The organism is Priestia sp. FSL W8-0001 (genome assembly GCF_038050335.1).
GTDB lineage: Bacteria > Bacillota > Bacilli > Bacillales > Bacillaceae_H > Priestia > Priestia flexa.
In genome coordinates this window covers 1,145,194-1,160,205 of sequence record NZ_JBBPAL010000001.1, presented here as the reverse complement: position 1 = coordinate 1,160,205, position 15,012 = coordinate 1,145,194, and the positions used below count along the sequence as shown (strand labels likewise).

The window sequence follows — 15,012 nt, the reverse complement described above, 5'->3', positions numbered from 1 at the left end:
AAGCGAGGTTTACTTTGAAAGCGAATCCAATTCCAATTTCCAAAAGCTATGGGGTTTCATCGCTTCTTTATCAATTTCTTCAAAACGCTCGCGCATTTCGCGAATTAATATATTTGGAACATGACCATCAACTTCGGGACGTTCATCTCGTAATACGAAAGGCTGGATATATTCGTAAAATAGTTCAACAAACTGTAAAAACTGTACAAGCGATGAGTTGATTAGACGCTCGCAGTCATCGTTTGAAACATCTAACAGTACAATGTTGCCATTGTCACCATGTAAACAGATAGGATCGCCTAGCTTTGTCATCCCTAAAAACCAATAAAGCTGATAGCGAGCAGATAAATGAAGCGTCTCACACAAAGTGCATAGCTGATTTTTAGAGGACATGAATTCAAACAATGGAGCAACATCTCGCGGTAGCCCAACTTCAGCTAGCAGCTTTTTAGTCTCCAAATCAACTTTAAGCGGTGCTAATTGACTTTTGTCAAACAGTATTCGCTTTTCTTTGCGTTGTTTTACTTTCTTCAACCTCTGTCACTCCCTCTACCCTACTATGCTTATTGTCTACTATTTTATTTACACTGTCACCTATTCGTTTCAGTCATAACATTTCTTTATATTTCGATACAAAAGAATGCATAAATTTCATAAAATATTGACAATACCTTTTCTTTTTCTATAGATTTAATGTAACTGACCGATATAGTGTAGTGAGAAATAGTAGCAAAAGCAGCCTCTCTCTTACTATATGTGAAGAAAGCAAGGAATACATCAGCTGAAGGATGCATTTTTCTCCATTTATTCCCTACTTAAAAGGAGCGAGCTGTTTTATGCAATATAAGCGTGAAGAGCCTTTTCGTTTTACATTTGCAAAGCCCATTGTTGGCACGTTTTTCATTAAAAAATACGATGGAAAAGACATCGAAAGTAAACCCGGTCCACTTGCCATTATTGATTTATCACCAAGAGGGATGAAGCTAATCACACCACTAGATCTTCCAGTATTTCAAAAACCTATTGAGCTTACCGTTAACTTTTCTTTACTGGATGAAAACCTTACAATCACTGGTTTGGCCGTCTGGAAAGAAAAATCAAATCATGAGTTTTTATACGGGATTGAAGCATTTACAGATGAAAACCAGCAGCAGTTATTATTAGATACATTAAAACAATATGCAAAAGAGTATCGAAAAAGGTAGCACGTAATGGCTATCTTTTTTTAGTGCAACCACCTTCCTTTCTTTTCAACATTTTGTTCTTGTTTAAGCTTATACCCTCCGTGGAAATAATAAAAACGAAACTGTAAAAAGAAAAGGTGACACAATGAGTAGTAAAGCAAAAAAAGAATGGATTGGTGGCCTTGTTCTGCTTTTGTTAATTGGATTTGTTGGAACAAGCATGTTTGGATATGAAACGGTTAAAGCTGCTATGAATGATGCATACATACCTTTGTCTCATAAAGAGCCTTTATCAGAAGAAGCGTTAAAACAAGGAAAACCCATTTCTGCACTTTTAATTACAAAAAACGAAGAACATACATCTTTTGTGCATATGACCATTAATAAGAAAGATGCAGATGTTCATATGACCAATATTCCCGTAGCTTCTATCTTGAAAGACAATGCCCAGTCTACAGAACAGCTCTTACAAAATGCTGAGCAGACGCTAGGTATTCCAATTGACTATTATGCCATGATCGATCAAACAAGCATTAAAACAATTGTTGATAAGCTTGACGGTATTGTAATTAACAACCCCACTGCCTTTACGAACGATGAGCGTACATTTCCAGCTGGTGAAGTGAAGCTGACCGGTGAGGAAGCTTTGGCATACCTTCAGCCTGTCCATGAACAAGATGTACTCTCTGCTCACGACCGGCAGATACTTGTTGCCAAAGCGATTATAAAACAAGTGGCTACCGTTCCATCGTTCACAAAAGCAAAACCGATATTAAATGAGCTATCGAACACTGTACAAACAAACTTAACATTCGAGGACCTTTCACTTATGCGTAAGCAATATAAAGCAGCGTTTGCTAGCATTAAAAAAGCTGAATACCCGCAAACTGAAGTAGAGGTTCAACAGCTTACAAGCAAGCTTCAGTTATCCTAAAAAAGAGGCTGGGACATAGGTAGTTCAACTCCTACTATGCCTGAACAATTGAGAGTTCACAACTTTTAATCGTTCAGGTTTTTTGCTGATTGTGAAAAACAATGTTGGAAACAGGGTGGAATGGAGCGTAGGACACTCGACTCCTCCGGGAAAGAGAGGGAAAACGGAGATCCCGCGGAAAGCGAGTGGCCGTAGCGCAATGAAACAAACGTGTTCAGCTAACCTAAAGAGATGGGAACAGCTAGTGTTCGTCTTTTAGAAACAATCATTTTGTTATGTCCCAAACTCCTCCATTTACATAAATGCAAAACGCACCTGGTTCATCATGCTAAAAACACCTATCTTCCCATACCGTTCATAAAGTCAACATTTTCTTGCAGAGCATATTCTGATGAAGTACTTCTCATAATCTTCTGCTCTTTGAGAAAAACTAATGATACTGGAGGAATAGGAATGGAAAAACACTTACCCAATTTAACATCAGCTGAAATTGCATCTCTATGGACAGCTTATATGAATGACAGCATGGCAACATGTATTTTAGCTTATATGTTAACTCATATTGAAGATAAAGATATTCACGCGCTTGTAAAAGAGGCTTTAACGATGTCCTCTGAGCATGTAAGCAGTTTGCAGAAGTTATTTCAACAAGAAAAGTTTGCAATTCCAAATGGATTTGGGAAGCAAGACGTAAATGTGAACGCTCCCCGTTTATATACGGATACGTTTTGTCTTAGCTATCTCAATCACATGTCAAAAGCTGGAATGGTTGGCTACAGCGGCTCATTAGCTATGAGCGCTCGATATGACTTAATTGACTATTTTTCAACCGCTTTGCATAAAACGGCCTCTTTTTATGAAAAAACGACAAAGCTGGCGCTTGAAATGGGAATTCTCACACGCCCACCTTACATTTGCGTTCCAAGTGAAGTCGATTACATTGATAGTAAGGAGTACATAAGCGGCTTTCACTTGTTCAGCAAAAACCGTCCCGTAAATGCGGTTGAGATTTCACATTTGTTTTTAAATATCCAAACGAACTTAATTGGCTATAAGATTTGCTTAAGCTTTGCTCAAACGGCTACGTCCAAAGAGGTAAAGCAGTTTATGATGAGAGGAAATGAAATCTCCCAAAAGCATATTAAGCTATTTGCTGATACGCTTTTAAACGATCATATCGCCGCACCAATGAGCTCAGATCTTTACATCACGGATTCAACAACTCCAGTGTTCTCTGAAAAGCTGATGATGTTTCACATGAGCTTACTGAGCGCTACAGGTATAGGTAATTACGCAACGGCAGCTGCAGCTAGCCAGCGAAGCGACCTTGCTTTAAATTACGAAAGAATGTCGTTTGAAATTGGACGCTATGCAAAAGCTGGAGCAGATATTATGATTAAAAATCAATGGCTTGAACAACCTCCTGGAACCATTAACAAAGAACAGCTTATTCGTTCTCCAAACAAAAAAGCATGAATGAAAACATTCATGCTTTTTTGCTCGTTTATTTCCCTGTAAACCAACTGCTTAGATGCTCACCCCACAGCCGCTTGCCTTCCTTCGTTAACTTACTTTCTTTTGTGACATAAGGAGAGATTTCATAAGGCCATAGCGGAGCGTGATTGAGATAGTGAACGTGATTCTCCTTCGCCATTCCTCCGACGGCTGCTACCGCTTCTTCATAAGATTCATATTGTGAAGCATACGGTGATGACGGCTGAAGGATAAATGCTGTTTTTAATTCTTTCACTTGCGAAATGAACTCTTGAAGTTCGGGCAGCGCATCATCAATCGGCATCTCCTTCTGGTCTTCCAACATCGGAACCTCAGCTAAAACAAGGGTCGGATTTAGCTTTTGTAAGTCTTGCTGAAAAGAAGAATGAACGAGCTCTTTTGTTGTTTGATCATGATACGAATAGATTTGGATGTGAAACACGTCTTGTCCGTATGTATCTTCTAAAGATTTCTTTACGAAAGATGCCCACTCGTCCTCTTCCCTCGCTACCAGCACAAGTGAGATGGGCTTGTCTTTTATAAACGTATCTTCAATCGCACTAACCAAAAATGGGGGTAAATGCTTTGTATAGCTTGATACACCAGAAAACTGCTTTTGATGAGGTTGTGCCGTTTCCACGACTGCTGCCTGTGCCTGCCCCTCTATTTTTGTTTCCCAATGCTGAACACCTGCTACCATCACTGCGCTACATGCCGCAAAAGCTCCTACTACAATACCACTTGTCCATTTCATTCAACCGCTCCTTTCAGCATTCACTTACCTTTATTATAAAGGGGATTATGCCTATCAAACGGGACTTTCGTACGTAAAATCTCTACAAATAAAGAGGTCGTTTGCAACAATTTCTAGGGAAATAGCGCCGTTTTATCGAGAAAGCGTCATGTTTTGTCTAACAAGTTCATGGATTTGTCGACTCTGTTTTCTTAACATTTTTCAAACCTTTATTATTTATTTTCAAAGGTCTAGGACAGGAACCTTTCCATTCTTCTCTTTTCGTTCATATAATACGTTATAACAACTAGAAGAAGGTGAAGAAATGTTTTCAAACAGACCTCGTCGTAGACCTGCTTTTCCATTCCCTGGATTTGCGAGAAGACGTCCTCAAAAAAGATCTCAAGTAGCGGAATGGATGTCTTATTTTCAAGATGACCAAGGTAACATGGACTATGCAAAGATTGCCGGTGGTGCCCAGCAGGCAAAAGATTTGTATGCTCACGTAAAGCCAATGGTTACACCGTATGTGCAGAAGTTTTTAAAATAACAAAAGCACCGACTGCAAGCCTGCAGCCGGTGTTTTTGTTATTTCATCGAAGTAAAAACCTGTTGACACACTTCCATAATACCCTCTCCATAAGCAGACGATGCATGTTGATCATGAAGACCTTTCGCTTCATCAGTCGCATTAAAAAGCAAATAGCCGTGCTCCACTGCTTTTAGCATGTCGATATCGTTTCCGCTATCTCCAAAAGCGAGCGTTCGGTGATGAGCAACGTCATAGTATGCTTTCATAAAATGAACGGTGGCTGCTTTTCCTGTACCTTTTGGAATAAAATCAACATCGTACGCATTTTCAGGGTCCCCTGCTTTTGGATTGCATCGATTAATATTTACTTCCACTGCGTATTCATCCGCTAACTTCCTAATAACCTTCAAGACTGAATGAGTATTTTGCTCTGATTTTGTATAATAGTAATAGTTCATTTTATACCCTTGTTGACCAAACTGCGTTTGAGGCGTTAAGACAACCTCATAATCAGTGCGAAGCTGATGTAAAAGCGATTGAACAGTTTCCTTTGAAAAACCGGAAGCGTCAATTTTAGCTTGCCATTCTGGTAAGCTATTCTTATTTCCTTCTTCATCAACCATATATAGCTCTGTTCCAAGATTACTGGAAATAAAATGAGGCAAATATGTTAAGTTCGCTTTCTTCATTTTCGACTCAATATGCGCGATGCTACTGCCGGTTACCCAACCAATTTTCACGTGATATTGACTACACACATCATGTAAATACCTCTCCAGTTGTTGCAGCATCGAAAGCTGTTCCACTGTGCAGGCATGCGGAAAATATGTTTCGTCAAAATCAAAGAAAATAAGTGCGTGCGTCTCTTTTCCATGAGGATATGTTTTTTTGTTCATGTTTCCCTCTCCTTTTGCTTTTTTTCAGCATACACGCTGGGAACGTTCCCAGGTCAACGACTAAATGGAGGTTTTTTATGACAACAATTCTGGATCTTGCTCGTATAAGCGGTTTATCCAAATCCACCGTTTCACGCGTGTTAAATCACCATCCACACGTTTCACAAGAAAGCAAAGAAAAAGTAGAAAAAGCCATCCAGCAAATTGGTTACAAGCGAAATGCGCGAGGCGTTCACTTGCGCAAGAAGCAAAACCAGCTTATTGGCTTATTGGTACCTACCGTCGATCACCCTTATTTTAGTCAGTTAATCAGTGCACTCTCAGAAGCCTGTCGCCAATCTGGATACGAAACGGTCATTTATCAAAGCGATTTTCAACCATCAGAAGAGCGTTATGTCTATGACAAGCTCGCACAGCAAGAAATGGACGCTCTGGTTGTGACACATACTTTATTATCTGAACAAGAAATCAAGGAGTTGGTAGGCAATAGAATCGTCATCATTTGCAATGAACAAGCTCCTGGAAACCTTTTCGACGTCTTTTCAGTAGATGAAGAACAAGCGATATTTGATGCAACGACCCATTTACTCAAACAAGGTCGAACGCGCCTTTTACTTTGTATGGATTATGAACAGACGCCGCTTCAACAAAAAAGGCTGTGCGGATTTAAGCACGCTTTAAAAGATGCAGGGATCACCTACTCACCCGATATGAAAAGAAACGGGGTTATGACAATTGACGACGGACTTCGGCTTGGAGATACACTTTTTCAAACTGAAGATTATCCAGATGGCCTGTTGACAGGAAGTGATTTTGTAGCTATGGGTTTGCTTCATAGTGCACGAAAACATAGCGTTAACATTCCGACAGATGTATCAATTATGGGCTTTGACAACCATTCCATTGGACGCGCGAGCATTCCTTTACTCACAACGGTTGATTACCCTCTACAAACAATTGCAAAGGACGTAGCTAAAGCACTTGCTCTCCGCGTACATCAGAATGAAATGCCTCCTCGACGTAAGCTTTATAAAGCCACACTGGTTATACGAGAAACAACGTAGCACAAAATCAGGCTGCACGCCTGATTTTGTGCTTTTTCTTTATTCCAAAAAAACAATTTTCTGTTATTTATAAAAATTTACACTAGCATTTTTCTCTTTTATAACATATAATCATGCAAGCGGTTGTTTTAGTGGAGTGGACATTTGTACAAAGAAAAAACTTTCTAAAAATTATAAAGATTTTATTTCTTCACATTCACAATCAATATTTTTCATGGTAAACTTACTTTTACGTATGAGCAGTATGTAGGATATGAAGCATTAATCGGAGGAACAAATGATGAAAAACTTATTGCACAAATGGAATCAAATTAGTCTAGTTACTCGAATTGTAATCGGGATTATCGTCGGTGTCGTTCTGGCGTTAACGGTTCCTGAAGGAGCTAAACTCGTTACAATCTTTGGTGCGCTATTTGTAGGTGCGCTAAAAGCTGTTGCGCCTGTATTAGTATTATTTTTAGTTATGTACGCAATCGCACAGCACAGAAATGGGCAGCAAACAAATATGAAGCCTATTATTGGCTTATACCTAATCGGCACATTCCTAGCTGGACTTGTTGCCGTCATCGCAAGCTTTATTTTCCCCGTAACGCTACAGCTTAAAGAAAGCGGCGTTGAAGGATTTGAGCCTCCAGGTGGGTTAAGTGAAGTACTGGAAAAGCTATTGTTCAATATAGTGGACAACCCTATAAATGCACTGATGAACGCTAACTATATCGGCATTTTAGCGTGGGCAATCGTACTTGGTATTGCGCTTCGCCATGCACCTGATACAACCAAAAATATGATTGGCAACTTCTCAGATGCCATTTCAACAATCGTTCGCTGGGTTATTAATCTAGCACCGCTTGGTATTATGGGCCTTGTATTTGAAGCCCTTGTTACAAACGGCTTATCGGCATTGCTTGATTACGGAAAGCTTTTAGTAGTTTTATTAGGATGCATGTTCTTTATTGCTCTTGTTGTTAACCCTATTATCGTCTTTATTAATATTCGTAAAAATCCATATCCACTTGTTTTACAATGCTTACGTGAAAGCGGGATTACGGCATTCTTTACGCGTAGCTCTGCTGCGAACATTCCAGTGAATATGAATCTATGTAAAAAGCTAGATTTAGATAAAGATACATATTCAGTATCTATTCCACTAGGCGCAACAATTAACATGGCCGGTGCAGCCGTTACAATTTCTGTATTAACACTTGCAGCTGTTAATACGCTTGGCATCGAAGTTGATTTTGGTACAGCACTTATTCTTAGCATCGTAGCTGCAATATCAGCTTGCGGAGCATCTGGTGTAGCTGGTGGGTCTTTACTATTAATTCCATTAGCATGTAGCTTATTCGGAATTCCAAACGATGTAGCGATGCAAGTCGTTGCGGTGGGCTTCATCATCGGTGTTTTACAAGATTCTTGTGAAACAGCGCTCAACTCTTCTTCAGACGTACTTTTCACAGCAACTGCTGAGTATAGAAGAAAACGTAAAGAAGGAAAAGAAATTAGCCTGTAAACAGCAAAAGCCCTTTTCACGATGTGAAGAGGGCTTTTCATTTACCTATCTTATTCTGGCTTTTGCTTTGGTACTTGCTGTAGTACATCTTGAAACTTGACTTCATCTTCATCACGATAACCTTCAAACACTACTTGCTCAACCGCTGCGTGATTAAATACGTATGTGTACTGTTCATTAATGAACCCTTCTGGGTACGGAACGCCGATATAATCATAAATTTGTTGCTCTTCTCCAAGAGACATTTGCTTACGTCCATAAATGACGAGCTTTTTGTCTCCCCCTTTTAACAATACAACAGACCCGTTTGGTAATAGTGCTTGATCCATGAGTACTCCTCCTGACAAGATGATGTAGTTAATTAACACATACGCTTAATTTTTAAATCAATATTACTTCTACTCCTATGTACTTACCATTAGGTTAACATGTAGACTTGAAAGGTAAATAGGGAAATTACCTTAAATTACCTAATTATCAGATGAGCATTTAGACCCAAACCTCAACTAAGTACAAAGATATGGTTAGAAAATAGGAAAGTAGTGTTTACCGACGGTTTTTCTGTATGTAAATGTCGGAGCATGGAAGATGGATATGGAGCATCCTCACCTTCACTGCCTATGAATGTTTTGTATAACGAAGAAGAGTTTGGAACATAACAAAATAATTGCACGTTTTGGGGATGATTTACTATTGTGTTAGGTATTTTTAATAAAAAAGAATGGTTTCTTATTTCAGCTGATCAAAAAGTGCTTGATCTACAACGAGCTCACTTTCAATATCTCCGGCTGGATACGAGGTCGTTACGGAAAAGCCAAGCGCTTTGTTGTTATTTACGTAACCACTTATTTGTATTCTTTTCTTAGATAACAGCTTTTCTTCCGTAAACGTGACGGATGAAACGTCATGAAATTCTTTTTGTAAATGCGTGATTACCTGGGGCTTTATTTCCTTTGCATAGGATTTTGCTTCATGATGTTGAAGCATGTATACCATCACTCCTGCAGCGACAATCGCTAACCCCAAAAGCGTAAAAATTACTTTTTTCATCAATCGCTCCCCTTTATTCTCTTATTCTTAGCTTCTATTATAGCAACGGTGGATTACCTTTTGGGTAAAACATATATGAAATCCCCCTATTACCTTGTACTACTTCGACTATCTTCACCATACATTAGTTGTAAAAAGGACGTGTTCATTTTGCTTTTCATCAATTATAACCTAATTCTGATTAGCTTCATTCTTTTCATCCTAGCTTACTTCATCGGCATAAAAAAACAAATATGGTTGCTTCCTGGATTTAACGAGCGTCGTATACGTAATAAAGAAAAAGCAAGCAAACTAGTTGGCCTCTCTAGCTTGATTGGCGGACTACTTAGTTTCACTGCTGGCTTTATCTTAGCCATTCAGCCTGAGGTTGTCATTTTAATTCTTATTGCTGGCTACCTCTTCCTAGTCATTTATACGCATAAGAAATTAGGATCCACAACAAAAACCAACCTGTCATAGCAGATTGGTTAATAATTTTTCTATCCATTAACTTATTTAATTTATCCTCTAATAAATTTATATTATCTAAAAAAGAGTTTGGGACATAACAAAATGATTGCTTCTAAAAGACGAACACTAGCTGTTCCCATCTCTTTGGTTTGTCTCAACACGTTCGTTCCATTGCGCTACGCTCCATTCCACCCTGTTTCCAACATTGTTTTCACAATCAACCAAAAAACCTGAGCGATTAAAAGTTATGAACTCTCAATCGTTCAGGTATAGTAGAGGCTGAACTACTTATGTCTCAGTCTCTTCTTTTCTTATTGAAAAATCTTCCCTTTAGCATCTACATAAATTGATTTCACAATGGTACGCTCAAACGGCTTTCCGTCTTTTGTTTGACCTTTGATGTCCGCAGTGATGTTGTAGACGCCTTCTTCAGCAAAGGAAGCGTTGAACTGCTGATTTTTTTTCATATCTTTTTGCTGTTTCTTTACGACTTTCCCATTTTTCTTAATGTTTAGAGTTGCGTCTGCTTTTGCCACGTCACCTGAATGAACTACGTCGACAGAAGAAGGAGTTACGTTTTGAAGTTCAATGTCATCGTTTAAGCTACTTTTTACACTTACGTTTAAAAAGTACGCTGATTTTTTGTGCTTTGCTTGTACTTTCCACTTTCCTGCTTCAGGAGATGATACTTGGAACATGTGATGATGAGCACCTTTAAAGACACCTTCGTCAATGGTGCGAACCGCTTTTTTGTACACCTTTCCAGTTGGGCTAACAAGCTCAATATCATTCATTTTTTGCTCGCTAAGCCAGTCTACTTCAATCTTTGTTGCGCTTTCTTCTACCGTAAACTCTTGTACAGCAGAGCTTGTAAATTCTCCACCTCGGTAAATGTTGCTGCTTTCTTCATGCTGCACGGCTTCTAATGCGCTGATTTTTGAAGCGGAAAGTGCTTGGGTCGTCGTTAAGTATGGTTTAAACAAATTGAAGGTAGCGCTTGATTTAACAGTTGAATGATCCCATGAACCCACGCGAACTTCACGCCCATACGGTAAACGAGAACTTGTCACCGTTACAGCTCCGTCGTTAGAGCCGTAGGAGTTCAAATAAACGCCCCCAAAATAAAGCGCTGAACCAAAGCTTCCCCAGCTCGTTCCACCAAACGTATAAATTGGATTTTTCAAGCGATTAGCGTGTGAATCCGTTTGGGCACGGTAATTCTTCATATAACCTGTTTGAAGAGCTGTTAAAACCATGAACAAATACAACGACAGGTTTAGCTGGATCCACAGAAGCAGGTGTATTTCCTACGTACCATTGGCCAGGTACGCCAGACGGATCATCTTTCCCTCCGAATCCTCCTGCCTGCGCACCCAGCGGAACAACAAGCCAGAAAACCATCATCAACATGAACAAACGCCTCATACCGTTCTCCCCTATCTTCAATTGTCTAGGAGGAAGCACACCTCCCAATTTTAAAATAGCAGGATTATTATAGAAAAAAGAATAGTATTTTCCATAAACACATCTGAAGTCCTAGCAAAATGAATCAATGGTCCAGCGTTGTCTACTTATCTCTTATTCGATAACCTTCTAGAATTCTTAATTGTTTAAAGACTATATCTATTTAATTACAAAAACAAATACCGAGCTGCAGAATTCTATCCGTTTGAAGAAAGCGTAAAAAAGCCGCTGAATCTGCCCCTCAGCACGAAAGGCCAAAAGAAGTGAATAGCTTATTTTTAACAAAAACAAGCTAAAAAAAGCTAGCCTGCTTCCAGAAGCAGGCTAGCCGTTATTAGAATATGAAGTGTGCGATCAGCACGATAAGCGGAAGAGCAATTGCTGTGCGAAGGATAAAAACGAGCACAAGATCTTTAAAACGAATCGGAAGCTTAGATCCCAGAATTAATCCTCCAACCTCAGACATGTACACAAGCTGCGTTACCGATAAACATGCGATGATAAAGCGTGTCATTTCACTTTCAATTCCACTGCTTAGAATCGCTGGTAAAAACATATCTGCAAAGCCAACTAAAATGGACACGGATGCATCAGCTGCTTCCGGTACCCCCATCAGCCCTAACAGCGGCACGAACGGCTTTCCTATCCATTCAAAAAACGGGGTGTATTCTGCTACGATAACCGAAATGGTCCCGATTGTCATGACAACTGGAATAACCGCTAGCCACATATCCAATACGTTTTTTGTACCGTTTCTAAAAAACGTAGACACGCTTCCGTTTTTACGCGCTTGCTCAATCGCTTTTTCAGTTCCCCACTGAAACGGCGTTTGACCTTTTGGAATAAACGATTCGTCTTCACGCTCAATTTCTTTAAAATACGTATTTTTCTTGAGAGATAATGGTGGAATGCGCGGCATGATAAACGCTAGCACCAACCCTACAGCAACAATCGTTAAATAATACGGAACGAACATGTGGGCAAGGCCAATCTCGGTGATTACGACGATTGAAAACGTAATAGATACAACCGAGAACGTTGTGCTAATAATCGCTGCTTCTCGCTCTGTATAATGCCCGTCTTCATACTGCTTGCTCGTTAGGAACACACCAATTGTCCCGTCACCAATCCAAGATGCTAAACAGTCCATGGAAGAACGTCCTGGAAGTTTAAAAAGTGGACGCATCAGCTTAGCAAACAAGACGCCACATAAATCAAGTAAACCAAAATCCAAAAGAAGCGGTAAGAAAAAGCCAGCAAGTAAGAATGTTGTCAGCAGCACTGGCACAAGACCCGTTAATAAAAAGCCTCCCGTGTCGTCAGACGTAATAAAAGCGGGGCCTATGCCTAACACAACCATTGCTGCAAGTAAGAAGCCCAGCGTACGTGCTAAAAAAAACGGGATGCTGACATCAAACAAATTCTTTAAAAACGGTGAGTTCATGATAAAGTCAGGTTTTCCCCACTTGGCAACGCATGTTCCAATAAACGTAATTCCCATTAAAACAGCAGCAATCATTGGAATTGTTGATGCAAATACATCACCAAGCCAGTTTGCAACAAACGCGACGAAAACGGTCGTTCCATCTTCCATCGGAATGGGAATCATAAACAATAAAATTCCTAATACGGATGGAACAATAAATCGAACATAATCTCCTCTACTATACCCCTTATCCTGTACCTTCTTTGCTGGAACGCTACTCACTGGCGCTCCCTCCCCCCTTAAAGTCTATATCCCTCAAAGTTTATAAAGCTTGCTGTAGTGCGTACGCTCTTCAATTCGCTTGCGGTTTGGTTCAAAGCCAACCCCCGGTGTGGTTGGTACGGTAATCACTCCATTTTCAACTGTAATCGCAGGGTCTGTGATATCGCTTGAAAAATAGCGAGAAGAGGCTGACGTGTCCCCAGGAAGCGTAAAGTTATCGAGCGTCGTAATGGCAACGTTATGAGCACGCCCTACACCAGCTTCCAGCATCCCTCCACACCAGACAGGTATGCCGTGCTCTTTACAAAGATCATGAATCTGCTTCGATTCATAGAGTCCACCAACGCGGCCAATTTTAATATTAATAATTTTACAGCTTCCTAACTCAATCGCATGCCTTGCATCATCAAGCGTATAAATGCTTTCATCTAAGCAAAGCGGCGTTTGAAGCTCGCGCTGCAGCTTCGCATGGTCAATGATATCGTCATAAGCGAGCGGCTGCTCAATCATCATGAGGTTAAATTCATCAAACGCTTTTAAGTGATCAATGTCACCTAGCGTATACGCTGAGTTCGCATCTGCCATCAAAGAAATATCCGGGAAGCGCGTGCGAACTGCTTTTAAAATATCGAGATCCCAGCCTGGCTTTACCTTTAGCTTAATTCGCTTATATCCTTCTTCACAGTTTTTTTCCACCGCTTTTAATAGCTCATACTCTGAATCTTTAATCCCTAAACTAACCCCAACATCAATGGTTTTTTTCGTCCCGCCAAGTGCTTTCCAAAGCGGCTCGTTGTTGCTTCTTGCGTATAAGTCCCACATTGCCCCTTCAAGCGCTGCTTTCGCCATGGAGTTGCCCCGAATCGGTTCAAACAACTTCTGAAGTTCGCTCGGGTGGGACACAGGATGTTGAAGTAAAAGCGGAATTAAATAATCCTCCATGATGTGCCAATTTGTTTTGAGCGTTTCTTCTTTATAGTAAGGCTCTGGTGAAGCAACAGACTCTGCCCACCCCGATAAGCCGTTTTTTCCTAGGATTTCTACTAGGATAAATTCTTTATGCGTTTCGGTGAAGATGCTCGTTGTGAATGGTTCTAAAAGCTCCATTTTCACGTGGCGCAAAATAATGTGCTGAATCTCCATCTCGTTTCCCCCTACCTTATTTTTTTGTCACTACGTAGTAATGAATATCTCCGTTTGTTTTCACAAAGTCCGTGACTTCATAGCCACAGTCTAGAGCTTTGCTCAATGCTTCCCTTGTTTTTAAGCGCCACTGTAGCGCCAGGTCTTGATTTTTTGCCTTTACCTCTTGATAGCGAGCGGGCACCGCTACGAATAACACGTCATGCATTAATGTAGAGTTCATAGGTGCAGGAGTTGGTAACTCTTGATTATTTAGCACATAGTTTAATAGAATATTGTCTTCCTTAACGCTCCATTCCGCGTATTCCTTTTCTTCTCGTTTCTGCACGCGGTCGCTTTGAATCCACCAATGCACCACAAAGCGGTCCGACGGTATTCCTGCATTTAGAATGTCGTTTAGTTCACCGTAGTAATTTTCTTTATAGGCTGCTCCAATTCCGCCGAGCTTTCGCAAATTCAAGTTAGCATTTGCTGTTTCAAGCGGATCATATGTCCATGCAAGCAGCTCATAACCTAGCTTCTTTGCTTCTTGTCGCTGCACCCACTTCAGCTTTTGCCCAATACCATAGCTACGATATTCTTTTAAAATGCCCAAGCTGTGAGAGCATAGATAGGATTGCTTGCCGTCAAAGCCTGGAAATGAATACTGAAACCCAATGAGCTTGTCTTCAAGAAAAGCTCCTAACACCAGCCCTCCGTTTCGAATCGTTGCGACCATCATTTCAACTGGAACCGGATCTTCTCCCTTCCAGATTGTTCGCTCTAAATTCCCTACTTTTCGCAGTTCGTCTGGATGCTCCACCCGCCGAATGACGAGCTCGTCCATATGTAAATTCGTCATATTATCTCC

General features: G+C 40.3%; 17 protein-coding genes. 7 read left to right on the top strand and 10 right to left on the bottom strand.

Going from position 1 to position 15,012, the window contains the following annotated elements; all coding sequences use genetic code 11:
* Positions 1-9: 9 nt before the first annotated feature.
* The gene (locus tag MKZ18_RS06095; protein WP_025910157.1) at positions 10-534 is read right to left on the bottom strand and encodes an SUKH-4 family immunity protein; all 525 of its coding nucleotides are present in this window, start codon (positions 532-534) and stop codon (positions 10-12) included.
* A gap of 302 nt (positions 535-836) precedes the next feature.
* On the opposite strand from MKZ18_RS06095, the gene MKZ18_RS06090 reads away from it, so the two are divergent.
* The 3 genes from MKZ18_RS06090 (at position 837) to MKZ18_RS06080 (ending at position 3,594) form a co-directional block, all read left to right on the top strand.
* The gene (locus MKZ18_RS06090) at positions 837-1,205 is read left to right on the top strand and encodes a PilZ domain-containing protein (RefSeq protein ID WP_061786558.1); all 369 of its coding nucleotides are present in this window, start codon (positions 837-839) and stop codon (positions 1,203-1,205) included.
* Positions 1,206-1,329: 124 nt separating this feature from the next.
* Positions 1,330-2,118, top strand: coding sequence for an LCP family glycopolymer transferase (locus MKZ18_RS06085; RefSeq protein WP_061786557.1), 789 nt, complete (start codon positions 1,330-1,332; stop codon positions 2,116-2,118).
* A gap of 453 nt (positions 2,119-2,571) precedes the next feature.
* Positions 2,572-3,594 (top strand): DUF3231 family protein, encoded by a 1,023-nt coding sequence (locus tag MKZ18_RS06080; protein ID WP_061786727.1) that lies wholly within the window; start codon positions 2,572-2,574, stop codon positions 3,592-3,594.
* Between the two features lie 28 nt (positions 3,595-3,622).
* On the opposite strand, the gene MKZ18_RS06075 is transcribed toward MKZ18_RS06080, so the two are convergent.
* On the bottom strand, positions 3,623-4,366 hold the full coding sequence (locus MKZ18_RS06075) for a hypothetical protein (RefSeq protein ID WP_061786586.1): 744 nt from the start codon (positions 4,364-4,366) through the stop codon (positions 3,623-3,625).
* Between the two features lie 304 nt (positions 4,367-4,670).
* Between MKZ18_RS06075 and MKZ18_RS06070 the strand changes: the two genes are divergently transcribed.
* Positions 4,671-4,895: a hypothetical protein gene (locus MKZ18_RS06070; protein ID WP_025910153.1), complete on the top strand. Its 225-nt coding sequence runs from the start codon at positions 4,671-4,673 to the stop codon at positions 4,893-4,895.
* A gap of 38 nt (positions 4,896-4,933) precedes the next feature.
* Here MKZ18_RS06070 and MKZ18_RS06065 read toward each other — a convergent pair whose 3' ends face one another.
* Positions 4,934-5,773: an HAD-IIB family hydrolase gene (locus MKZ18_RS06065; RefSeq protein WP_061786587.1), complete on the bottom strand. Its 840-nt coding sequence runs from the start codon at positions 5,771-5,773 to the stop codon at positions 4,934-4,936.
* 77 nt (positions 5,774-5,850) lie between these two features.
* On the opposite strand from MKZ18_RS06065, the gene MKZ18_RS06060 reads away from it, so the two are divergent.
* Both MKZ18_RS06060 and sstT read left to right on the top strand, forming a co-directional pair.
* Positions 5,851-6,837 (top strand): LacI family DNA-binding transcriptional regulator, encoded by a 987-nt coding sequence (locus MKZ18_RS06060; protein ID WP_025910151.1) that lies wholly within the window; start codon positions 5,851-5,853, stop codon positions 6,835-6,837.
* A gap of 280 nt (positions 6,838-7,117) precedes the next feature.
* A complete protein-coding gene (gene sstT / locus MKZ18_RS06055) occupies positions 7,118-8,347 on the top strand; it encodes a serine/threonine transporter SstT (protein WP_061786588.1) in 1,230 nt (409 codons plus the stop codon).
* 50 nt (positions 8,348-8,397) lie between these two features.
* Here the strand turns inward: sstT and MKZ18_RS06050 are convergent, their stop codons facing one another.
* Positions 8,398-8,676 carry a DUF4176 domain-containing protein gene (locus tag MKZ18_RS06050; RefSeq protein WP_025910149.1) on the bottom strand — a complete coding sequence of 93 codons (279 nt, stop codon included), beginning with the start codon at positions 8,674-8,676 and terminating at the stop codon, positions 8,398-8,400.
* 400 nt (positions 8,677-9,076) lie between these two features.
* Positions 9,077-9,397, bottom strand: coding sequence for a DUF1433 domain-containing protein (locus MKZ18_RS06045; RefSeq protein WP_025910148.1), 321 nt, complete (start codon positions 9,395-9,397; stop codon positions 9,077-9,079).
* 150 nt (positions 9,398-9,547) lie between these two features.
* On the opposite strand from MKZ18_RS06045, the gene MKZ18_RS06040 reads away from it, so the two are divergent.
* Positions 9,548-9,856, top strand: a complete 309-nt coding sequence (locus tag MKZ18_RS06040) for a DUF3784 domain-containing protein (RefSeq protein WP_061786589.1) — start codon at positions 9,548-9,550, stop codon at positions 9,854-9,856.
* Positions 9,857-10,158: 302 nt separating this feature from the next.
* Here the strand turns inward: MKZ18_RS06040 and MKZ18_RS06035 are convergent, their stop codons facing one another.
* From MKZ18_RS06035 to MKZ18_RS06015, 5 genes are all read right to left on the bottom strand, one after another.
* Positions 10,159-11,073, bottom strand: coding sequence for a hypothetical protein (locus MKZ18_RS06035; protein ID WP_340842815.1), 915 nt, complete (start codon positions 11,071-11,073; stop codon positions 10,159-10,161).
* Positions 11,036-11,272: a lysophospholipase gene (locus MKZ18_RS06030; RefSeq protein ID WP_144593911.1), complete on the bottom strand. Its 237-nt coding sequence runs from the start codon at positions 11,270-11,272 to the stop codon at positions 11,036-11,038. The genes MKZ18_RS06035 and MKZ18_RS06030 overlap by 38 nt, the downstream gene beginning before the upstream one ends.
* A gap of 373 nt (positions 11,273-11,645) precedes the next feature.
* Entirely contained in the window at positions 11,646-13,019 is a 1,374-nt protein-coding gene (locus tag MKZ18_RS06025; protein WP_061785915.1) for a YjiH family protein, read from the bottom strand.
* A gap of 33 nt (positions 13,020-13,052) precedes the next feature.
* Complete coding sequence (gene menC, locus MKZ18_RS06020) at positions 13,053-14,162, bottom strand: o-succinylbenzoate synthase (RefSeq protein WP_061785916.1); 1,110 nt, start codon at positions 14,160-14,162, stop codon at positions 13,053-13,055.
* 16 nt (positions 14,163-14,178) lie between these two features.
* A complete protein-coding gene (locus tag MKZ18_RS06015) occupies positions 14,179-15,003 on the bottom strand; it encodes a hypothetical protein (protein WP_061785917.1) in 825 nt (274 codons plus the stop codon).
* Positions 15,004-15,012: the final 9 nt, after the last annotated feature.